This is a genomic window from Streptomyces sp. CS113 (assembly GCF_002188365.1).
GTDB lineage: Bacteria > Actinomycetota > Actinomycetes > Streptomycetales > Streptomycetaceae > Streptomyces > Streptomyces tendae.
In genome coordinates this window covers 4,127,050-4,147,530 of the sequence record NZ_KZ195574.1, presented here as the reverse complement: position 1 = coordinate 4,147,530, position 20,481 = coordinate 4,127,050, and the positions used below count along the sequence as shown (strand labels likewise).

The window sequence follows — 20,481 nt, the reverse complement described above, 5'->3', positions numbered from 1 at the left end:
ACGCACCCGCAGCCAACACCTCGGCCAACACCTCCCGCCCCACCCGGCCGCCCCCGGCGATGCCGCAGACTTGTCCCATGTCCATTCACGAGAACCTCCTCGGGGGCCCGCCCCCGACCCACCTCCCCGACGACCCCGGCCCCCGCGAGCTGCTCGCCGCCGGCACCACCCCCGCCGACGTCGCCGCGAAGTACCCGACGTCCTCCCTCGCCTGGGCCCGCCTGGCCGACGAGGCGTTCGAGCGGGGCAGCGTCGTGGAGTCGTACGCGTACGCCCGTACGGGCTACCACCGCGGCCTCGACGCCCTGCGCCGCAGCGGCTGGAAGGGGCACGGCCCGGTGCCCTGGGAGCACGAGCCGAACCGCGGCTTCCTGCGCGCCCTGCACGCCCTCGCCCGCGCCGCCCAGGCGATCGGCGAGAAGGAGGAGTACGAGCGTTGTAGCCAGTTCCTCAAGGACTCCTCGCCGACCGCGGCCGAGGTGCTGGGCTGACCGGCCCCCCCCCACACCCGCGGGCCCGTCCGCCGTGCGCGGGCGGGCCTTGCGGTTTCCTGCGACGATTGCGGAGGATGCCGTTGGGGACCGGGGCCCCGTGCCGGTAACGGCAGGGCGGACCGCTACCCGTGCACATCAGGAGACAGCGATGTCCCACGACGCCCCGAATCTCGACTTCGAGGGCAGCACGCCCTACGAGGACTACGTCAAGGCGGACGTGCTCACCCACCTCCAGCACACCCTCTCGGACGACCCCGGAGAGATGGTCTTCCTGGTCACGACCCAGGTCATGGAGCTGTGGTTCACCGTCATCGTCCACGAGTGGGAGACCGCCGCCCGCGCCCTGCGCGAGGACCGGATCCCGGTGGCGACCGACGCGCTCAAGCGTTCGGTACGGGAGCTGGAGGCGCTGAACGCCTCCTGGACCCCGCTGGGGCAGCTCACCCCGGCCCAGTTCAACTCCTACCGGTCCGCCCTCGGCGAGGGCTCCGGCTTCCAGTCGGCGATGTACCGCCGCCTGGAGTTCCTGCTCGGCGACAAGTCCGCGTCCATGCTCGTCCCGCACCGCGGCGCCCCGCGCGTCCACGCGGAACTGGAGAAGGCGCTGCACGAACCGAGCCTGTACGACGAGGTGGTCCGGCTGCTCGCCCGGCGCGGGTACGACATCCCCGACGCCGTGCTCGAACGCGACGTCACCCAGAAGTACGAGGCCGCACCCGAGGTGGAGGCCGCCTGGACGGCCGTCTACTCCGGCGACCAGAACGGCGAGCTGGCCCGCCTCGGCGAGGCCCTCACCGACGTCGCGGAGCTGGTCTGGCGCTGGCGCAACGACCACCTGGTCGCCACCCGGCGCGCGATGGGCTCCAAGACCGGCACGGGCGGCTCCGCCGGGGTGGCCTGGCTGGAGAAGCGGGCCCGGAACAACGTGTTCCCCGAGCTGTGGACGGCGCGGTCGTATGTCTGAACTCCAGCGGACCGCCGAGGAACTGGACGCCGCCGACCCGCTGGCCGCGGTGCGGGGGTCGTTCGTCCTGGACGACGTGACGTACCTCGACGGCAACTCCCTCGGCGCCCTCCCCGCGCACGTCCCCGCCCGCGTCGAGGACGTCGTACGGCGCCAGTGGGGCGAACTGCGCATCCGGTCCTGGACGGAGGGCGGCTGGTGGACCGCGCCCGAGCGGATCGGCGACCGGATCGCCCCGCTGGTCGGCGCGGCCGCCGGGCAGGTCGTGGTCGGCGACTCGACCAGCGTGAACGTCTTCAAGGCGCTGGTCGCCGCGGTGCGCATGGCGCAGGACGACGGCCGTACCGGTGCCGCGGCCGGACCGGTACGGGACGAGATCCTCGTCGACGCCACCACCTTCCCCACCGACGGGTACATCGCCGAGTCGGCGGCCCGGATGACGGGGTGCACCCTGCGGCCGGTGGCCCCGTCCGAGGTGCCGTCGGCGCTGGCGGACCGGGGGGAGCGCACCGCCGCCGTACTGCTCAACCACGTCGACTACCGCACGGGCCGGCTGCACGACCTGCCCGCGCTCACCGCAGCGGTGCACGCGGCGGGGGCGTACGCGGTCTGGGACCTGTGCCACAGTGCGGGCGCGCTGCCGGTCGGGCTCGACGCGCACGGTGTCGACCTGGCGGTCGGCTGCACCTACAAGTACCTCAACGGCGGCCCCGGCTCACCCGCGTACCTGTACGTGCGCCGCGACCTCCAGCCCCGCTTCGACTCTCCGCTGCCGGGCTGGAACTCGCACGCCGAGCCGTTCGGCATGCGGTCCGACTACGCCCCGGCCTCCGGTGCGGTGCGCGGGCGGGTGGGCACGCCGGACATCCTCTCCCTGCTCGCCCTGGAGGCGGCCCTGGACGTGTGGGACGAGGAGGGGGTCTCGGTGGCGGCGGTGCGGGCCAAGTCGCTGGCGCTGACGGACTTCTTCCTGCGCTGCGTGGAGGCGTACGTCCCGGACGGCCGCGTGGAGTCCGTGACCCCGGCGGCGCACGCCGAGCGCGGCAGCCAGGTCGCGCTGCGCTGCGACGACGCGGGTGAGGTGATGAAGCGGCTGATCGAACGCGGGGTGGTCGGCGACTACCGCGCGCCCGACGTGCTGCGCTTCGGCTTCACCCCGCTGTACGTCGGCTTCGCGGACGTGGAGCGGGCGGCGCGCGTGCTGGCCCGGACGCTGGCCGGCTGAGTCGCGGCCGGGGCACCGGCCCCTGCCCTGCGTCGCCGGGCGGGGGCCGGACGCGCCGTTCCGGCCCTCACCCAGCGTCACATCCCCGTGTCCGCGCACGTCACCGGCCTGATAACGTCCCGCCAACGGCCGAATCTTTTCTTCCTCCGGTCCGCCAACACCGTTCCGTCGCTGAGAGGTTGACCATGCCGGACGCCGCCGCAGAACCGGGCACCGCTGCCGCGAGGAACGCGGCGGAGGAGAAATCGGCCCTCTCCCACCCGGCGGTCGAACCCGACAGCACCGCCGGTTACGGCGACCACCCCGACCAGGTGATCGACTTCTACGTGCCGCGCGGCGGGGCGGGCCCGGGCGAGGCCGCTCCCGTCGTGGTGGTCCTGCACGGGGGCTCGTGGCGCGCCCCGTACGACCGGCGCCACATCAGCCCGTTCGCCGGCTTCCTGGCCCGCCGGGGCTTCGCCGTGGCCAGTGTGGAGTACCGGCGCGGTGCGGAAGGGCCCGGTGCGGGGTCCGATGCGGGGCCCGGTGCCGAGGGGGCGGGTGGCGATCCCGTCGCGGGGCGCTGGCCCGACACGTTCGACGACGTGGCCGCCGCACTGGACGCCCTCCCCGATCTGGTCCGGCGGCACCTGCCGCGGGCCGACGCGCGGCGCGTGGTGCTCACCGGTCACTCCGCCGGCGGCCACCTCGCCCTGTGGGCGGCCGCCCGGCACCTGCTGCCCGCGGACGCCCCGTGGCGGACCGACCGCCCGGCGCCCCTGCGCGGCGTGGTCGCGCTCGCGCCGATCGCCGACTTCGAGGCCGCCGACCAGCTCGGCGTGTGCGGTGGCGCGGCGCGCCAACTGCTGGGCGGCGGCGAGTTGTTCGCCGCGCGCCGCCCGTATGCCGACCCCGCCCTGCTGCTGCCCACGGGGATCGCGACGACCCTCGTGCAGGGCCGTGCCGACGTGGACGTCCCGCAGGCGGTCGCCGAGGCGTACGCGGACGCGGCGGCCAAGGCCGGGGAGGTGGTGGGGGTGACCTTGCTGGAGGACGTCGGCCACTACCCGCTGATCGACCCGGCGGCGGACGCGTGTGCGGTGGTGGCGGAGGAGATCGCGCAGCTGGCCTGGTGAGTCGGCCGGCGGACGGGCGGTCTCCAGACGGCCGGTGGGCAGACGGACGGGCGGGCGGCAGACGGACGGCCGGTCGGCAGACGGACGGCCGGTCGGCAGACGGACGGCCGGTCGGCAGACGGACGGCCGGTCGGCAGTCGGGCGGCCGTGCCCGGTGTCCTGGTGTCGTCCCGGTGTCCTGGCGTCCCGACGTCCCGACGTCCCGGTCGTACCCGTAATACCTGAGAGCTACCCGCCAGGTGAGTTCCCTGGCGGGACGCGGGTTACCCGGCCCGATTCATAACTTCCCTTGCATACGCGCCCGATGGGCGGGCGTGCGGGAGGGGAGCGGCCATGGGGCCCGGGACGACGGTACGTTGGCGGCGGCGCGTGGGCCGATGGCGCCGCGCCGGGTATGCCGCCCTCATCGCGGGTGCCGTGGCGCTTCCTCTCTCCGGGGCCGCGCGGCCCGAGATCCCCGCCCCTCCGCCCGCCGCGCTCGGGGTCCCGACGGCCGCCACGCTGGACAAGGCGTACGCCGCCAACCGGGCCAACGCGGCGGAGGCGGCCCGGATGGCCGCCGACCACGGCGACCGGCACCGCGCGGCGGCCGACCGCGCGATGGCCGACCCGTCGCGCCACCTCCTCGCCTTCGACGGCCGGGGCGCCGGGCTGGCCACCGAGGTCCTGGGCGACCTGGCGCACGCCGACCGCGTCGCCGTCCTGGTCCCGGGCTCCGACACCGGCCTCGACACCTACGGCCGGTTCCGTGCCGCCGCCCTCGCCCTGCACCGGCAGCTCGCCGCCGAGGCTCCCGCGGGGACCCGCACGGCCGTCGTGGCGTGGCTCGGCTACGAGACGCCGGGCACCGTCAGCACCACCGTCGCCACGACCGGCCGCGCCGACCGGGCCGCTCCCGAGCTGCGTGCCCTGGTCGGCGACCTGCGCCGGATCACCGGCCCGGACACGGGCGTCGCCCTGCTCTGCCATTCCTACGGCTCGGTGGTCTGCGCCCGCGCGGCCCACGGCCTGGACGTCGCCGACATCGCCCTGGTCGGCAGCCCCGGCACCGGAGCCGACACCGCCGCAGGGCTGCACTCCGACGCCCGGATATGGGCGGGGCGGGGCGACGGCGACTGGGTGGAGCACATGCCGCACGTCAGTGCCGGCCTCTTCGGCACCACTGTCGGCTTCGGCACGGACCCGGTCTCCCCGGGCTTCGGCGCCCGGGTCTTCGACGCGGGCGACGGCGGTCACAGCGACTACTTCGACTCCGGCTCCCCCGCCCTGACCAACCTGGCCCGGATCGCCCTGGGCGAGACCGCGGAGGTGACCCATGACTGACCCGACCCCGGCGCTCGCGCGCGGCACCCTGCGCGAGGCCGCCGCCCGCATCGACGCGGCCACGCCCGAGGACCGCGACCGGGCCGTCGACGCCCTGCGTGCCTTCGCCATCCTCGGGGTGGTCCTCGGGCACTGGCTGGTGACGGCCCTGGTCGCCGACGGCACCGGCCTGCACGCGGCCAGCCCCCTGGGGGACATGCCCTGGCTGGCCCCGGTCTCCTGGGCCTTCCAGACCCTCGCCGTGTTCTTCCTGGTCGGCGGTCACGTCGCCACGCGCGGTTACGCGTCGGCCCGGGCCCGCGGCGAGTCCTACGGCGGCTGGCTGAGCGCCCGGCTGTCGCGGCTGTTCCTGCCGGTCGCCGCCGTCCTCGCCCTGTGGACGGTGACGGCGGCGCTGCTCCTGCTCACGGGCGCGGACTTCGGGACCGTCCACACGCTGGTGAAGCTGGCGCTGTCCCCGATGTGGTTCCTGCTGGTCTTCGCCGCGCTGACCGCGGCGACGCCGCTCCTGACCCGGCTGCATCCGCTGTGGCCGCTGGTCGTCGTCCTGCACGTGGACCTGCTGCGGTTCGGTCTCGGCGCCCCGGCCTGGCTCGGCTGGACCAACCTCGCGGCCGGCTGGCTGGTCCCCTACGCCCTCGGCGCCGCCTGGACCCGCGGCGAGCTGGACCGGCGCCGCGCGGGCTGGGTCCTCCTCGCCGGGGGCACGGCCGCGACCGCGGCGCTCGTCGCCTGGGCGGGCTACCCGGCGTCGATGGTCGGTGTGCCAGGCGCGTCCGTGTCGAACCTCAACCCGCCGACCCTGGCCGCCGTCACCTTCGGCCTGGCCCAGTGCGGGCTCGCGCTGCTGCTGCGCGAGCGGCTGCGCCGCGGGATGCGGCGTCCCGTCGCCTGGGCCGCGGTCGCGCTGGTCAACCTCTCCGCGATGACCGTCTTCCTCTGGCACCAGACGGCACTGATGGCGACCACGGCCACCGGCCTCCTCGCGGGCCGTCTGCCCGGCCTGCACACCGCCCCCGACGGCCTGGACTGGGTCGCGGCCCGGCTCGCCTGGCTCCCGGTATTCGCGCTGGTCCTGGCCGGTTGCTGGGCCACGTTCCGCTCCTTCGAGCAGCGCGGCCGAGGACGGCGCCGTACCCGGGTCGTGCGCGCGCACCGCCCGCAGCGCCGGGCGACCACGACGGGGGTACGCCATGTCTAGGGTGGAGCCCGTGAAGCGATGGGGGAAGCGGCAACGGGCCTGGTTGTGGGCCCGGGCCGAACGCGTCCTGCACGTGCTCCACGAAGACCTGTGGACCTGGCGGGCCGACCCGCTGCCGCCGTCGGTGTGGCTGCGCTGGTTCCCGCACGGGATCGTGTGCCTGGCGGCGCTCGGGGTGCTGCTCGGAGCCGCCGCGCAACTCGGGGACCAGGGCAGGGTCGATCCCGGCTTCGCCTTCCTCGTCGCTCTCGCCCAGGCCGGCGCGATGCTGCTCGCGCTGTGGCGGCCGGTCGCGGCGTGGTGGCTGTCGATGGCGGGCATGCTGGTGGGGGCCTTCGCCGTGCGGGCGCAGATGGTGGTGGGCGACTACGAGTTCACCTGGCCCTGGACGGCCGCCGGACTCATCGGGCACCTGTTCGTGATGCTGCTGCTCGCCCTGCGGGTCCGGACCCGGGTGTCCGTGGAAGCGTTGGTCTTCACCGCACTCCCCACCTACGTCGTGCAAGGCATGGTGGGCGCCCCGAACTACCTCCCGACCGGCCAGCTCGCGGTCATCCTGTTCGCGGTCGTCGTCCTCCTCGGCATCGCCCTGCGCGGCCGCAGAGAGGCCCGCACCCAACTGGCCGAGCAGACCTCGCTCACCGCCGAGGAGCGGGCCCGGCGCACCCTGCTGGAGGAGCGCGGCCGCATCGCCCGCGAGCTGCACGACGTGGTCGCCCACCACATGTCGGTGATCTCCATCCAGGCCCAGGTCGCGCCCCTCCTCGTCAAGGACCCGCCGGACGAGCTGAGGGAGAACCTCGCCGGCATCCGGCAGAACGCGCTGGAGGCGCTCACCGAGCTGCGCAGGGTGCTGGGCGTGCTGCGCTCCGAGCACCCGGACGCGCTGGAGGCGGCCGAGGGCGGCGACACCGCCGCCCCGCACGCCCCGCAGCCCACCCTCGACCGGCTCGACGCGCTGGTGGAGAACATCCGGGCAGCCGGCCTGACCGTCAGCGCGGAGAGCAGCGGGATACGCAGACCCCTGCCGCCCGGCGTGGAGCTGTCGGCGTACCGGATCGTGCAGGAGGCGCTCAGCAACGTGCTGCGGCACGCGCCGGGTGCGAGTGCCGAGGTCCACGTCATCCACCTCCCCATCGGGCTGCGGGTGGTGGTCACCAACACCCGGCCGTTGCGCACACCGGCGCCGTCGCAGGGCGCCGGGCACGGGCTGCTCGGCATGCGGGAGCGGGTGGCGATGCTCGACGGCACGCTGACGGCGCAGCCGCTGCCGGACGGCGGCTACCAGGTGGCTGCGTTCCTGCCGGTCGATACCCCCGACCTGCCCACCGATCTCTACCCCGACCCTTCCACCGAGGACGACTCCCCATGACGACCAGCAGCAGCCCCGTGATCCGTGTGCTGATCGCCGACGACCAGCAGATGGTCCGGCAGGGCTTCACCGTGCTGCTCAACACCCAGCCCGACATCGAGGTGATCGGGCAGGCGGTGGACGGCCTGGACGCGGTCGCCAAGGTCGCCGAGCTGACGCCGGACGTCGTCCTGATGGACATCCGGATGCCCGAGCTGGGCGGTATCGAGGCCACTCGGCGCATCACCGGGGCGACCCCGGAGATCAGGGTGCTGGTGCTGACCACCTTCGACCTCGACGAGTACGTGTACGAGGCGCTGCGGGCGGGGGCCTCCGGTTTCCTGCTGAAGGACGCGTCCGCCGATCAGCTCGCCGAGGCGGTCCGGGTGGTGGCCGCCGGGGACGCCCTGCTCGCGCCGGGGATCACGCGACGGCTGATCGCGGAGTTCTCCCGGCTGGACGACCGTCCGCGGGCCCCGCTCAAGGTCCGCGTCGGCGAGCTGACCGAGCGGGAGACGGAGGTGCTCGCGCTCATCGCGCAGGGCCTGTCGAACGCGGAGATCGCCCAGCGTCTGGTGGTCGCCGAGCAGACGGTGAAGACCCATGTGGGCAGGATCCTGGTGAAGCTGGGCCTCAGGGACCGCACGCAGGCGGCGGTGTTCGCGTACGAGTCGGGGCTGGTGCGCCCCGCCGGGTATTGAGGGGCGGTGTCCTGTGGCCCTCGTAGTACTTGAGAGGGATGCCCGAGAACCCCTCTCGACGGGGACGACCGGCCACTCCCGGTCGGCCTACCGTGTGAGCGTGACCGAGACGACTCACCAGCAGCACGAGGGCGGGACCCGCAGCCAGGAGTACCGGCTGGTCCGGACCTCCCTGCGGGGACTGCGCCAGGATCTGTTCCACGCCCCCTTCACCTACCGTCTTCTGCCGCCCCGGCACACGGACGGCCCGTTCGTCCGCCGGCTGCCAGGCCGGCTGCGGTCGGACGCGCGGTACCTTCCGCACGCGGTGGTGGGGGCGACCGCGTTCCTCGTCTTCGTCGTCGGCGCGGTCTCGGGCGACCTGCCCGGCGGCGACGTGCCGGCCCTGCTGAGCGGCATCCTGTGCGCCCTCCCGGTGCTCGCCACGCTGGTGCGGCCGATCGGCGCGTTCTGGCTGTCCCTCGCCGTGACGCCGCTGGTCGCGTTGATCAACGGCGCCGGGTGGGACTGGCCCTGGATGCCGGGCGCGTTCATCTGCCACCTCGCGGTGCTGATCGTCGTGGCGCTGCGCACCCGGCCCCGCACCGCTGTCTGGATGTGGGTCCTGACGTGCGTGTACGGCTTCCTCGCGGACGCCTTCTTCGGCGGGTCGTACTACTACACGAACAGCGGGCCCATGATGGTGACGTCCGCGTTCGCCCTGCTCGTGGTCTGTCTCTGGCACATACGGCAGACCGCCCGCAAGGAGGTGACCGCCCAGCAGACGGTCACGGCGCACGAGCGCTCCCGCCGCACCCTGCTCGAGGAGCGCACGACCATCGCCCGCGAGCTGCACGACGTGGTCGCCCATCACATGTCGGTGGTCGCCATCCAGGCGGAGGCCGCGCCCTACCGGGTGGAGAATCCGCCGGAGGAGCTGGAGCGGGCCTTCGCCACCATCCGGGAGAACGCGGTGGCGGCCCTCACCGAGCTGCGCCGCGTCCTGGGAGTCGTCCGCGCCGAGGACTACGAGGCGCCGGACGCCCCGCAGCCGACCCTCGCCGACCTGGACGCCCTGCTCGCCAACGTCCGCGACGCGGGTCTGGCCGTGGACAAGGCGGTGACCGGCGCGGTGCGCGAGCTGCCGCCCGGGGTGGAGCTGTCGGCGTACCGGATCGTGCAGGAGGCGTTGAGCAACAGCCTGCGCCACGCGCCCGGCGCGACGGCCCGCGTCGAGGTCTCCTACGTCCTGGGCGGCCTGGGCCTGCGCATCGTCAACACCGCCGTCCCGCGGAACACCCTGGTCAAACCGTCGCCCGGCGCCGGACACGGCATCACCGGCATGCGTGAACGCGTCTCGATGCTGAACGGCGAGATGATGGCGGGCCCGACGGACGACGCGGGATACGAGGTGGCGGTGTTCCTCCCGGTCGCCGCCCGGACCGAGGATGACGCATGACGATCCGCGTACTGATCGCCGACGACCAGATGATGGTGCGCGAGGGCTTCTCGGTCCTGTTGAACGCGATGCCGGACATCGAGGTCGCCGGCGAGGCGGTCAACGGCCGGGAGGCGGTGGCGAAGGTCCGCGAGCTGGCCCCGGACGTCGTCCTGATGGACATCCGCATGCCCGAGCTGAACGGCATCGAGGCGACCCGGGAGATCGTGGCGGCGGACAGCACGTCCAAGGTGCTGGTGCTGACCACCTTCGACCTCGACGAGTACGTGTACCAGGCGCTGCGCGCGGGCGCGTCCGGCTTCCTCCTCAAGGACGCCTCGGCCCGCCAGCTCGCGGACGGCGTCCGGGTGGTGGCGGCGGGCGAGGCCCTCCTGGCGCCTTCCATCACCAAGCGCCTGATCACCGAGTTCTCCAAGCTCTCCGACGCCCCGCGCCCGATGTCCGGGGCGCATGCGGCATACGGCGACCTGACGGAGCGCGAGACGGAGGTCCTGGTCCTGATCGCGCAGGGCCTGTCCAACGCTGAGATCGCCGAGCGCCTCGTGGTCGCCGAGTCGACGATCAAGACCCACGTCAGCCGCATCCTGGTGAAGCTGGGCCTGCGCGACCGTACCCAGGCGGCGGTCTTCGCCTACGAGGCGCGGCTGGTGACGCCGGGCTGAGGGGCGCCGAGTCCGCACCACACGTACTTGCGCCGGTTGCCGAACGGGGAGAGCGGCTGCCACCCCCCAGGTCGGAGCAGGCTCTCACAAGGGCGAGCCCCCGGCCGCTCTCCTCGTCGGTCACGTCCGCCAACCGGGCGGGTGCGTCGGGCGGTCCGGGGTCCGCGTCCCCCGCGCCGAGCCGCCTTCGTCGCCTTCGTCGAGGGCGTCAAGCGGGGCTCCCGGCCCGGGGCGTGAGTTCTGTGGGCGGTTCGGGCAACCAGTCGCGGGCCGGGTCGTACTCCAGCCATCGCCTTCGTCCGGCTTCCTCCGCGCACGCGGTGGCGAGGCGGTTCAGGCCCGGGTGCCCGCTTCCGGTGCGCCAGAGCAGTGACCACGCGTACAGCGGCGTCGGATCCACCAGGGGAACGGAGCGCAACCCCGAAACCTCCGGCAGTGGCGTGTCGGCGGGTACCAGCGAGAAGCGTCCCGGATCCTCCGCCACCTCGGTGAGGAAGTGGGCGAGCCCGAGGTTGACGCTGGTGGCCGTGTTCCGGATGCCGAAGCGGTCGGCGAACCGGTGGAGGAAGTCGAGCCGGTCGAGTGCGCCGGGCGCCCACAGGGTGCTGTCGCGCAGCTGGTCCGGCCGCAACGCGGGTTCGGCTGCCAGCCGGTGGCCCGTGCTCAGGACGGCGTCCACCGGTTCGAGGCGGACGAGGCGGTGGGCGAGGCCGGTGGGCAGCGGGGGGTGGACTCGGCCGAAACCCGCGTCGATGTCGCCGTGCGTCAACGCCGCCGTCACGGATGCCAGATCGCGTCCGTGCCCCAGCGCGAGTTCCCCGGCTCGTCCGGCGACCTGGGCCAGGGTCCGCATCGGTGCGTAGAGGTGGCCCCAGACGTCCACGCGCAGCGGGTGTCGTGTGCCGGACACCGCCGCGACCGCGGCGTCGGCGGCGGCCACGGTCTGCCGGGCCGGTGCGAGGAAGCGCCGTCCGGCGTCAGTGAGGCGTACCCCGTTGCCGCCGCGCCGAAAGAGCTCGGTGCCGAGGAGTGACTCCAACCGCGCGATTCTCTTGGACAGTGCCTGCTGGGAGATCGCGAGCGTCCCGGCCGCCCGGCCGAAGTGCAGTTCCTCGGCGGTGTGCACGAAGGCACGTATCTGGGCCACGTCGAGATCCATCGCTCCCACCCTAGGCGACAACCGAAGGTTGTCGGCGTTGCTCGCGCGTTGTTGGATCGCGGGGCGGCCGTGGGGGTTGCATCTTCTCCATGCGAAGACTGATTCCCACGGGAGAGGCGGCGTGCCCGGTCGCCTTCGCCGAGGTCTCCCAGCCCGTGCCGGAGCCCGGTGAGGTACTGGTCGAGGTCGAGGCGTTCGCCCCGAACCGGGGCGAGACGTTCCTCCTCGAACGCCCCCGGCCGGGCCTGCTGCCCGGCAAGGACATCGCCGGCCTCGTCGTGCGGGCGGCAGCCGACGGGACCGGCCCCGGCGTCGGCACCCGTGTGGTCGGGCACCCGGCGCAGGGCGGCTGGGCCGAGTACGCCGCCGTGCCCGTGCACTCGCTCGCGGTGCTCCCGGACAGCGTCGACAGCGCACGGGCGGCGGCACTGCCGCTGGCCGGGATCACCGCCCTGCGGCTGCTGCGTACAGCCGGTTCCCTGGCTGGCCGACGTGTGCTGCTGACCGGAGCCTCGGGCGGCGTCGGCCACTACGTCACCGAGCTGGCCGTCGGGGCCGGAGCCGAACTGACCGCGGTGACGGCCACGCCGGTGCGCGGCGAGCGGCTCGCGGAGCTGGGCGCGCACGTGGTGCACGAGGTCGCGGCGGCCCGGGGACCGTTCGACGTCGTACTGGAGTCCACGGGTGGGTCCGGTCTGCCACTCGCCCTGTCGAAGGTGCGCCCGGGCGGCATGCTCGTGTGGTTCGGCCAGGCGAGCCGCACTCCGGTGTCCCTCGACTTCTTCCAACTCCTCGGCGGCCCCGAGAACGTGACCATCCAGCACTTCCATTACGCCGGCGCCCCGTACGCCGCCGATCTCGCGGCCCTGGTGAGCCTCGTGGAACAGGACCGGCTGCACCCGGAGATCGACCGCGTCACCGACTGGGCACAGAGCGCCGAGACGCTGGTCGACCTGCGCGAGCGCCGGATACGCGGCAAGGCCGTCCTGAGGACCGGAGGAGCACGATGAACGCCACCGAATTCGCCGCCGCCCAGTGGACCCGTGCCACGGGAGCGGGCGTGGACCCTCACGAGTACCGGCGCGTTACCGACGGCCTCACCTCCGTCGCCGACTGGGGGCCCTCCTTCGTGCGCGTCGCCCACGGCCACCTCCAGCGCGCGGCGGGCGCGGGATCGGATCTCTCGGCGGGTGAGCACTTGCTGATGGCGGCACGGTGGTTCCACCTGGCGACCCTGGCGCCGTACGCGGAAGCACCTCGTGCCGCCGCCGAGGCGGACGACGCCCTGGGCCGCGCTCTGGCCGTGCTGGAGCCCGGTGCGCGGCGGGTGAGCGGCGAGGGGTTCACGGGCTGGCTGCGCGGCCCGGCGGACGCGCGGGGGACCGTGGTCGTCGTCCCCGGCCTGGACTCGGCCAAGGAGGAGTTCCTGGATCTGGTGTCCGCCCTGCTGGCCAGGGGGCTCGCGGTGTTCGCGATGGACGGCCCGGGACAGGGAGCGCTCGCGGCGACCACGACCTTCGTGCCGGACTACGAGCGGGTCGTGGGCCGGGTCGTCGACGCTCTCGGCGTCCCACGCGTCGGACTCGTCGGCCTGAGTCTGGGCGGCTACTTCGCGGCCCGGGCGGCGGCGCTGGAGCCGCGCGTGACGGCCGTCGCCACCGTCAGCGGTCCCTTCCGTCTCGACTGGGACGACCTGCCCCCGCCCGTACGGGACATCATGGCCGGCCGCGCGGGAGGCGCCGACGCCGCCCGGGAGTTCGTGCGGCACGTGGACCTCACCGCCCTGGCGCCCCGCATCGCGGCTCCGCTGCTTGTCGTGGACGGCGACCAGGACGTCATCCCCGGCGTGACGAACGGCGAGTGGCTGGCCCGACTGGCGCCGCACGGCACCTACCTGTCCGTTCCGCACGGTGACCACCTCCTCGGCAACGCGCGGCCCGATTGGCTGCCCCTCCTCAGCGACCACATCACGCACACCCTGACGGGAACACCGGCATGAACCGCTTCACCGGCAAGACCGTCCTCGTCACCGGAGGCACCAGCGGCATGGGTTTCGCGACCGCGCACCGTCTCGTCGCCGAAGGCGCCCGTGTCATCGTCACCGGCCGCACCAGAACGCGGCTGGACGCCGCCGTCAGGCAGCTCGGTCCCCACGCCTCGGGAATCGTGGCCGACGCCGCCGACCTGGGCGCGACGGACGCACTGATCGAAACCGTCCGGGACCGTCACGGCCGCCTCGACAGCCTCTTCGCGAACGCGGGCACCGGCACCTTCCTGCCGTTCGAGGACATCACCGAGCCGGACTTCGACCACGGCGTCGACGTCAACCTCAAGGGTGTGTTCTTCACCGTCCAGAAGGCGCTGCCGCTGCTGGTGGACGGCGGTTCGGTCGTCATCAACGCCTCCTGGACCCTGCACCGGGGCAACGGTGTCCTGACCCTCTACTCGGCGACCAAGGCCGCCGTGCACAACCTCGCCCGGACACTCGCCGCCTCATTCGCCCCGCGCGGGATCCGAGTCAACTCCGTCAGCCCCGGGTACATCGACACCCCGATGTACCCGGTCTCCGCGCTCACCGCGGCGGAGGCGGAGGCGGTCATCGGCCGGATCGTCGCCGGCCGCTTCGGACGCCCGGAGGAGGTGGCCGCCGCGGTGGCGTTCCTCGCCTCGGGCGACGCGTCCTACGTCAACGGCCAGGATCTCGTCATCGACGGCGGCCTGGTCGGTGCCGTCCCCGCCTGACGAGCGTGCGGTGGCCGGCGGCGAGGGGCGGGCCCGCCTGTGACCTTGTCCGTCCCCTCGTCCGTCCCCTTTCGCGGAGGGCCCGTCGTTTCCTATCGTCCGTCCATGACGGCTGAAACCGACGCGTCCGACCTCGCGTCCGACCTCGCGTTCGACCCCTGGAACCCGGCGTTCGTCGACGACCCGTACCCCGCCTTCGCCGAGCTGCGGGCCCGGGGGCGGGTGCTCTACTACGAGCCGAGCGACCAGTGGCTGGTCCCGCACCACGCGGATGTGTCGGCGCTGCTGCGCGACCGCCGGCTCGGCCGGACGTACCAGCACCGTTTCAGCCACGAGGACTTCGGCCGTACGCCGCCCCCGCCGGAGCAGGAGCCCTTCCACACGCTCAACGACCACGGCATGCTCGACCTGGAGCCGCCGGACCACACCCGGATCCGGCGTCTGGTGTCGAAGGCGTTCACGCCGCGCACGGTCGAGCGGCTCAAGCCGTACGTGCACGGGCTGGCGGACGACCTGGTGGCCCGGCTGGTCGCGGCGGGCGGCGGCGATCTGCTCACCGACGTGGCCGAGCCGCTGCCGGTCGCCGTGATCGCCGAGATGCTCGGCATCCCGGAGTCCGACCGGGCCCCGCTGCGCCCCTGGTCGGCGGACATCTGCGGGATGTACGAGCTGAACCCCTCCGAGGAGACGGCGGCGAAGGCGGTGCGCGCGTCCCTCGACTTCTCGGAGTACCTGCGCACCCTCATCGCGGCCCGCCGCAAGGAGCCCGGCGACGACCTGATCTCGGGCCTGATCGCGGCGCACGACGAGGACGACGACCGCCTCACCGAGCAGGAGATGATCTCGACCTGCGTCCTGCTCCTGAACGCCGGTCACGAGGCCACGGTGAACGCCACGGCCAACGGCTGGCTGGCGCTCTTCCGCCACCCTGACCAGTTGGCGGCCCTGCGCGCCGACCGCTCCCTCGTGCCGTCGGCCGTGGAGGAGCTGATGCGCTACGACACCCCGCTCCAGCTCTTCGAGCGCTGGGTCCTGGACGAGATCGAGATCGACGGGACGACCCTTCCGCGCGGCGCGGAGGTGGCGATGCTGTTCGGCTCGGCCAACCACGACCCGGCGGTCTTCACCGACCCGGAACGCCTCGACCTCACCCGCCGCGACAACCCGCACATCTCCTTCAGCGCCGGCATCCACTACTGCATCGGCGCGCCGCTGGCCCGCATCGAACTGGCGGCGTCCATGACCTCCCTGCTGGAGCGGGCCCCGGGCCTGCGCCTGGCGGCGGAACCGGAACGCAGGCCGAACTTCGTGATGCGCGGTCTGACGGGGCTACGCGTGGAGCTCTGAGACCCCCGAGGTCTCCGAGGACTGCGAGGTCTCGGGGCGCCGGCGCCGCCCCAGCAGCCAGGCCCCGAGCCCCCACACCACGGCGGGTACGACGGCTCCGGCGAGGAAGACGAACGGCAACTCGGTGAGGGCGGCGCCGAAGTCCTGCCCGTTGTTCTCGAACTCGTTGCCCAGGTGGCGCTGCGTGCGGTCCGAGGCCCCCCACAGCCATACGGCGCCCACGACGCCCGCCGCCGACACCAGGCACCCGCCACCCGTCACCGCGTCTCGCTTCATGCCCACGAGGACGCCGTCGCCCCCCGCGCCGGTTTCACCGCGGCGGGCAGGGGGCGCCCTACGCGTGGGGCGGGCCGTCCAGGAGGGTCACTCCGTACCGGGCGAGCCCGTCCACGTGGTCCAGGTCGTGCCGCGCTGCGCCGCGGCGTGCCCGACCGACCGGGGGCCGAAGACGTAGCCGCCCGGACCGCCCCCACGGGACCTCGGGTCACGTCCCGCGGACCTCACGTCACCCCGCGGACCCTCACGTCAGGTCCCGCCGCCGCAACCCGGCGAGCCCGGCCGCCACCAGCGCCCCCGCGATCAGGACCAGCACCAGCACCGGCGACCAGCTCATCTCCCCGCCGGGCAGCTTCGGCAGGTGCCCGTACGGGGACACGTCCAGGACGGTCTGCGGCACGTCGAGCGCCGGTCCGACCCACCCGAGCAGCAGCACCGCGCCCGCGACGGCCCACCCGGCCACCGCCGCCCGGGGCAGCAGCCCGTGCAGCAGCACGGCGGCACCGCCGATCACCCACACCGCCGGCAGCTGCACCAGGCACGCGCCCAGGATCGGCCCGAGGTCCTGCCCGTACCCGGCGGCGAAACCGAGCCCGGCGAGCAGCATGATGAGCGCCGCGCCGCCGAACGCGATCACCAGGTGACCCGCGGCCCACCGCAGCCGGCCCACCGCACCCGCCAGCACCGGTTCCGCGCGCCCGGACGTCTCCTCGCCGCTGAGCCGCAGCACCGACGCCACGACGTAGAGCGCGGCGATCAGTCCGAGCATCCCGATCATCGCCGACACGAACGCGTCCGTGAGCCCGGCCTGTCCGCCCATCCGCTCGATGATCCCGCGGGCCTGCTCGTTGTCCCCGACCAGATCGGCCGCGCCCTCCGTCATCCCGCCGTAGACGACCCCGGCGGTGAAGAAGCCGATGCTCCAGCCGAGCACGCTGCCCCGCTGAAGGCGCCAGGCCAGGGCACCGGCCGTGCGCAGGCGCCCGGCGGCCGGTCCGGGCCGGGTCGGCAGGAAGCTCATGCCGAGGTCCCGGCGCCCGGCGAGAGCGTAGGCCACGACCCCCTGCGCCACCGTGGCGCCCGCGATCAGCAGCAGCACCCACCACCGCTCACCGGCGAAGGCCCGCAGGTTCTCCAGCCAGCCGAGCGGCGACACCCAGGTGAGGACGGAGGAACCGTCGTCCGTCGCGGAGTCGCCCGCCGCCCGCAGGACGAAGGCCCCGCCCAGCACCGCCGCCGTCAGGCCCCGGGCCAGCCGGGCGCTCTCCGTGAGCTGGGCGACGATCGCCGCCATGGTCGCGAAGAGCATCCCGACGCCCGCGACCCCGAGTCCGAGGGCCGGCGCGCCCGCCGCCCCCTGTCCGGCCAGTCCGGCGGCGATCAGCAGGGCCAGTACGGCGTTGGCGACCGCCGCCGCCAGCAGCGCCGACGTGAGCGGGGCCCGGCGGCCGACCATTCCGGAGGCGACGACCTCCTGCCGTCCGCTCTCCTCCTCGTCCCGGGTGTGCCGTACGACGATCAGCAGGCTCATCACGGCGGCGAGCGCACCGGCGTACAGGCCGACCCGCCAGGCGGTGAGCGCGCCGAGGCTGTCGTCGAAGACCGGGCCGACCAGGGCGCGCAGCGAGGCGTTGGTCTCCATCTGCCGCATCAGGTCGGCGCGTTCGGCGGCGGTGCCGTACAGGCCCTTGATGGTGCCCGGCATGGACAGCACCATCAGCGCGTTCACCGCGACCCAGACGGGGATCAGTACGCGGTCGCGGCGCAGGGCGAAGCGCAGCAGCGTGCCGGTGCCGGCCAGGTGGCGCGAGCCCCCGGACCGGGCCGCGAAGGCGGGCGCGGCGGCGCCGGTGGTGGCGGTCATCGCGCCGTCACCTCCGCGCCGGACTCCGCGTCCTCGGCGTCTTCGGCCTGGTAGTGCCGCAGGAACAGCTCCTCCAGCGTCGGCGGCGTCGAGGTCAGCGACCGCACGCCCGTCTCGCTCAGCGACCTGAGGACGGCGTCCAGCTTGTCGGTGTCGACCTGGAGCCGGACCCGGTGGCCCTGGACGTCGAGGTCGTGGACGCCCGGCAGGTGGGCGAGGCCGTTCGGGGCGCCCGCGAGTTCGGCGGTGACGCTGGTCCGGGTCAGGTGGCGCAGGTCGGCGAGCGAGCCGCTCTCGACGGTCCGCCCCTTGCGGATGATGCTGACCCGGTCGCACAGCTCCTCGACCTCGCTGAGGATGTGGGAGGAGAGCAGCACCGTCCGGCCGCGCTCGCGCTCCTCCTCCACGCAGCGCTGGAAGACCTCCTCCATCAGCGGGTCGAGTCCGGAGGTGGGTTCGTCGAGGATCAGCAGGTCCACGTCCGAGGCGAAGGCGGCCACCAGGGCCACCTTCTGGCGGTTGCCCTTGGAGTACGTGCGGCCCTTCTTGGTCGGGTCGAGTTCGAACCGCTCGACCAGCTCCGCGCGCCGCCGGGTGTCGAGTCCGCCGCGCAGCCGGCCGTAGAGGTCGATGACCTCGCCGCCGGAGAGGTTGCGCCACAGCGTCACGTCTCCGGGGACGTACGCGATGCGCCGGTGCGCCTCCACCGCGTCCGCCCACGGGTCGCGGCCGAGCACCTGCGCGGCGCCGGCGTCGGCGCGCAGCAGTCCGAGCAGGACGCGGATGGTGGTGGACTTGCCGGCCCCGTTCGGCCCGAGGAAGCCGTGGACCTCGCCGGGCTCGACCTCCAGGTCGAGCCCGTCCAGAGCATGCGTGCGTCCGAACGACTTGTGGAGTCCGGAGACGCTGATTGCCTTCGTCATGCTTCGGAACGTACGCTACTTTCAGAAACTTGTGAAGTTAAGGAAGCGTCAGGATGAGGGGCTCCACCGGGTGAGAGATGATCGACGGATGACGACGGAACCAGCGGAAGCGGGGCGCGACCCCGAGGCGGTGTCGAAGTTCGTGGAGGGCTTCGCGGCGCAGCTCGTCGAGGCCGGGATGCAGCGCATGCCCGCCCGGGTCTTCGCCGCCCTGCTGGCCTCCGACTCGGGTTCGCTGACCTCCGCGGAACTCGGCGAATGCCTCCGGGTCAGCCCGGCCGCCGTCTCCGGCGCGGTGCGCTACCTCTCCCAGCAGCACATGGTCGCGCGCGAGCGGGAACCCGGCTCGCGCCGGGAGCGCTACCGGGTGCACAGCAACCAGTGGTACGAGGCGCTCACCAGCCGCGAGGCCGTCCTCAAACGCTGGGAGAACGCGCTGAGCGAGGGCGTCACCAGCCTCGGCGCCGACACCCCGGCGGGCCGGCGCATGGCCGAGACCCTCGCCTTCTTCGAGTTCGTCGACGGGGAGATCGTGGCCATGATGGAACGCTGGCGCGTGCACCGGGAGGAGCGGTTCGGGCAACAGTGACCGGTCCGCTGCGCCGAGTCGTGGCCGGTCCGCGTCAGGGGGAGGGCGCATCACGACTGCCACGAACGCCGTCCGCCAAGGGATCTGAATCCCGCCCCACCAGGCCGTTCGGTGGGAAGCTCCCGATCCCCGCCCCGTTCGACTGCCTGCTGGACACCGCCAATTTCCAGGCGCCCTGAGCGGCCCTACCCCGCCGGCAGCGTCAACCCCCACGCCCCCTCCCGCGCCACCCACGTCCGCGTCCCCACCGGCCCGCACACCACCGCGTCGGCCCGGTAGCGGAAGTGCGCCCCCGACACGGTCACCGTCCGTCCGCTCGCCGTCAGCGGCGACGCCTGCGCGCCCACCGACAGCGGCCGCACCTCCACCGCGGCCAGCCCTCCGCCCTCCGGCGTCACCGTCAGGGCCTCCACCGGCTGGTCCAGGTCGACCAGCGTCACCCCGTCGACCTCCACCCGCAGCCGGGCCGGACCGGCGGCCCCCGGCGCCACGGCGGTCCGCGCCGGACGTGAGGAGGCCAGCGTCCGTACGAGCGACTGGCAGGTCCGCAGCCAGGGGCGGAGCGACCCCGGGCCGGGCGCCGCGTCCTCCCGCCCCGGGACGGGGATCGGGGCCGGCGGAACGCCCACCGCCCCCAGCACCACCCCGTCGCTGTCGTCGACCAGCAGGTCCAGGCGCCGTTCCGCACCGTCCAGCACGGCCCGTGCCGCCGCCACCGCTCCCGTCGGCAGCCCCAGGGACCGGGCGAGGCCGAGCGCCGACCCCACCGGCACCACGGACAGTGCGCAGCCCGCCAGCTCCCGCTGCCGGTGCAGCAGGGCCACGGCCCGCAGCAGCGCGCCGTCGTCACCGACCACCACCGGGCGCCGCGAGCCGCGCCGCCGCAGCGCCCGCGCGAACTCCTCCGGACCGTCCGGCAGACACACCTTCGTATGCGACGCACCCGCGCTGAGCACGTCTTTCGCGATCCTGACCGACTCCCCGTCCAGCCGTCGGGCGGCCGGATCGACGACCACCAGAAGCGAAACGGACCTCGCGGAAGAGTTCGCGGAAGAGCTCGCGGAAGTCGCCACCTCGGCCATGCCTCGCTTCCTCGGGTAGCATCTT

The 20,481-nt window shown here is 73.9% G+C and carries 20 protein-coding genes and 1 pseudogene; 15 read left to right on the top strand and 6 right to left on the bottom strand.

Translation table 11 applies throughout. The features are described 5' to 3' along the window. Nucleotides 1-77 precede the first annotated feature (77 nt). From B9W62_RS18265 to B9W62_RS18220, 10 genes are all read left to right on the top strand, one after another. Complete coding sequence (locus B9W62_RS18265; RefSeq protein WP_087808142.1) at nucleotides 78-491, top strand: DUF3151 domain-containing protein; 414 nt, start codon at nucleotides 78-80, stop codon at nucleotides 489-491. Between the two features lie 151 nt (nucleotides 492-642). After that, complete coding sequence (locus tag B9W62_RS18260; RefSeq protein ID WP_087808141.1) at nucleotides 643-1,458, top strand: tryptophan 2,3-dioxygenase; 816 nt, start codon at nucleotides 643-645, stop codon at nucleotides 1,456-1,458. Further along, entirely contained in the window at nucleotides 1,451-2,683 is a 1,233-nt protein-coding gene (gene kynU / locus B9W62_RS18255) for a kynureninase (RefSeq protein ID WP_087808140.1), read from the top strand. Before B9W62_RS18260 ends, kynU begins: the two co-directional genes overlap by 8 nt. A 185-nt stretch (nucleotides 2,684-2,868) precedes the next feature. Next, nucleotides 2,869-3,798, top strand: a complete 930-nt coding sequence (locus B9W62_RS18250; RefSeq protein ID WP_087808139.1) for an alpha/beta hydrolase — start codon at nucleotides 2,869-2,871, stop codon at nucleotides 3,796-3,798. A gap of 333 nt (nucleotides 3,799-4,131) precedes the next feature. Continuing rightward, complete coding sequence (locus B9W62_RS18245; protein ID WP_087808138.1) at nucleotides 4,132-5,121, top strand: alpha/beta hydrolase; 990 nt, start codon at nucleotides 4,132-4,134, stop codon at nucleotides 5,119-5,121. After that, nucleotides 5,114-6,322 carry an acyltransferase family protein gene (locus B9W62_RS18240; RefSeq protein ID WP_087808137.1) on the top strand — a complete coding sequence of 403 codons (1,209 nt, stop codon included), beginning with the start codon at nucleotides 5,114-5,116 and terminating at the stop codon, nucleotides 6,320-6,322. The genes B9W62_RS18245 and B9W62_RS18240 overlap by 8 nt, the downstream gene beginning before the upstream one ends. Then, nucleotides 6,315-7,694 carry a sensor histidine kinase gene (locus B9W62_RS18235; RefSeq protein WP_087808136.1) on the top strand — a complete coding sequence of 460 codons (1,380 nt, stop codon included), beginning with the start codon at nucleotides 6,315-6,317 and terminating at the stop codon, nucleotides 7,692-7,694. The genes B9W62_RS18240 and B9W62_RS18235 overlap by 8 nt, the downstream gene beginning before the upstream one ends. Continuing rightward, complete coding sequence (locus B9W62_RS18230; protein ID WP_087808135.1) at nucleotides 7,691-8,374, top strand: response regulator; 684 nt, start codon at nucleotides 7,691-7,693, stop codon at nucleotides 8,372-8,374. The genes B9W62_RS18235 and B9W62_RS18230 overlap by 4 nt, the downstream gene beginning before the upstream one ends. 13 nt (nucleotides 8,375-8,387) lie before the next feature. Further along, nucleotides 8,388-9,812 carry a sensor histidine kinase gene (locus B9W62_RS18225; protein ID WP_087808134.1) on the top strand — a complete coding sequence of 475 codons (1,425 nt, stop codon included), beginning with the start codon at nucleotides 8,388-8,390 and terminating at the stop codon, nucleotides 9,810-9,812. Beyond that, on the top strand, nucleotides 9,809-10,474 hold the full coding sequence (locus B9W62_RS18220; RefSeq protein WP_087808133.1) for a response regulator: 666 nt from the start codon (nucleotides 9,809-9,811) through the stop codon (nucleotides 10,472-10,474). The genes B9W62_RS18225 and B9W62_RS18220 overlap by 4 nt, the downstream gene beginning before the upstream one ends. Here the strand turns inward: B9W62_RS18220 and B9W62_RS40755 are convergent. Together B9W62_RS40755 and B9W62_RS18210 are read right to left on the bottom strand one after the other, a co-directional pair. After that, nucleotides 10,444-10,658, bottom strand: a pseudogene (locus B9W62_RS40755) (ATP-binding protein); the annotation flags it as partial. The gene B9W62_RS18220 and the pseudogene B9W62_RS40755 overlap by 31 nt on opposite strands. A 24-nt stretch (nucleotides 10,659-10,682) precedes the next feature. Further along, nucleotides 10,683-11,633 (bottom strand): LysR family transcriptional regulator, encoded by a 951-nt coding sequence (locus tag B9W62_RS18210; protein WP_087808132.1) that lies wholly within the window; start codon nucleotides 11,631-11,633, stop codon nucleotides 10,683-10,685. An 89-nt stretch (nucleotides 11,634-11,722) separates the two neighbouring features. On the opposite strand from B9W62_RS18210, the gene B9W62_RS18205 reads away from it, so the two are divergent. The 4 genes from B9W62_RS18205 (at nucleotide 11,723) to B9W62_RS18190 (ending at nucleotide 15,722) form a co-directional block, all read left to right on the top strand. Continuing rightward, a complete protein-coding gene (locus tag B9W62_RS18205; protein ID WP_087808131.1) occupies nucleotides 11,723-12,643 on the top strand; it encodes a zinc-binding dehydrogenase in 921 nt (306 codons plus the stop codon). Beyond that, nucleotides 12,640-13,632, top strand: coding sequence for an alpha/beta hydrolase family protein (locus B9W62_RS18200; protein WP_087808130.1), 993 nt, complete (start codon nucleotides 12,640-12,642; stop codon nucleotides 13,630-13,632). Before B9W62_RS18205 ends, B9W62_RS18200 begins: the two co-directional genes overlap by 4 nt. Beyond that, a complete protein-coding gene (locus B9W62_RS18195) occupies nucleotides 13,629-14,375 on the top strand; it encodes an SDR family NAD(P)-dependent oxidoreductase (protein ID WP_087808129.1) in 747 nt (248 codons plus the stop codon). Before B9W62_RS18200 ends, B9W62_RS18195 begins: the two co-directional genes overlap by 4 nt. A 105-nt stretch (nucleotides 14,376-14,480) precedes the next feature. After that, nucleotides 14,481-15,722, top strand: a complete 1,242-nt coding sequence (locus tag B9W62_RS18190) for a cytochrome P450 (RefSeq protein ID WP_087808128.1) — start codon at nucleotides 14,481-14,483, stop codon at nucleotides 15,720-15,722. Here the strand turns inward: B9W62_RS18190 and B9W62_RS18185 are convergent. From B9W62_RS18185 to B9W62_RS18170, 3 genes are all read right to left on the bottom strand, one after another. Then, nucleotides 15,705-15,998, bottom strand: a complete 294-nt coding sequence (locus B9W62_RS18185; protein WP_087808127.1) for a hypothetical protein — start codon at nucleotides 15,996-15,998, stop codon at nucleotides 15,705-15,707. The genes B9W62_RS18190 and B9W62_RS18185 overlap by 18 nt on opposite strands. Before the next feature lie 244 nt (nucleotides 15,999-16,242). Continuing rightward, a complete protein-coding gene (locus B9W62_RS18175) occupies nucleotides 16,243-17,862 on the bottom strand; it encodes an ABC transporter permease (RefSeq protein WP_087808126.1) in 1,620 nt (539 codons plus the stop codon). Beyond that, nucleotides 17,859-18,785, bottom strand: a complete 927-nt coding sequence (locus B9W62_RS18170) for an ABC transporter ATP-binding protein (RefSeq protein ID WP_087808125.1) — start codon at nucleotides 18,783-18,785, stop codon at nucleotides 17,859-17,861. The genes B9W62_RS18175 and B9W62_RS18170 overlap by 4 nt, the downstream gene beginning before the upstream one ends. An 88-nt stretch (nucleotides 18,786-18,873) precedes the next feature. Here B9W62_RS18170 and B9W62_RS18165 point away from each other — a divergent pair, with 88 nt between their 5' ends. Then, on the top strand, nucleotides 18,874-19,374 hold the full coding sequence (locus B9W62_RS18165) for a GbsR/MarR family transcriptional regulator (RefSeq protein WP_179235544.1): 501 nt from the start codon (nucleotides 18,874-18,876) through the stop codon (nucleotides 19,372-19,374). A 185-nt stretch (nucleotides 19,375-19,559) separates the two neighbouring features. Here the strand turns inward: B9W62_RS18165 and B9W62_RS18155 are convergent, their stop codons facing one another. Next, nucleotides 19,560-20,456: a diacylglycerol kinase family protein gene (locus B9W62_RS18155; RefSeq protein ID WP_087808123.1), complete on the bottom strand. Its 897-nt coding sequence runs from the start codon at nucleotides 20,454-20,456 to the stop codon at nucleotides 19,560-19,562. Between the last annotated feature and the right edge of the window lie 25 nt (nucleotides 20,457-20,481).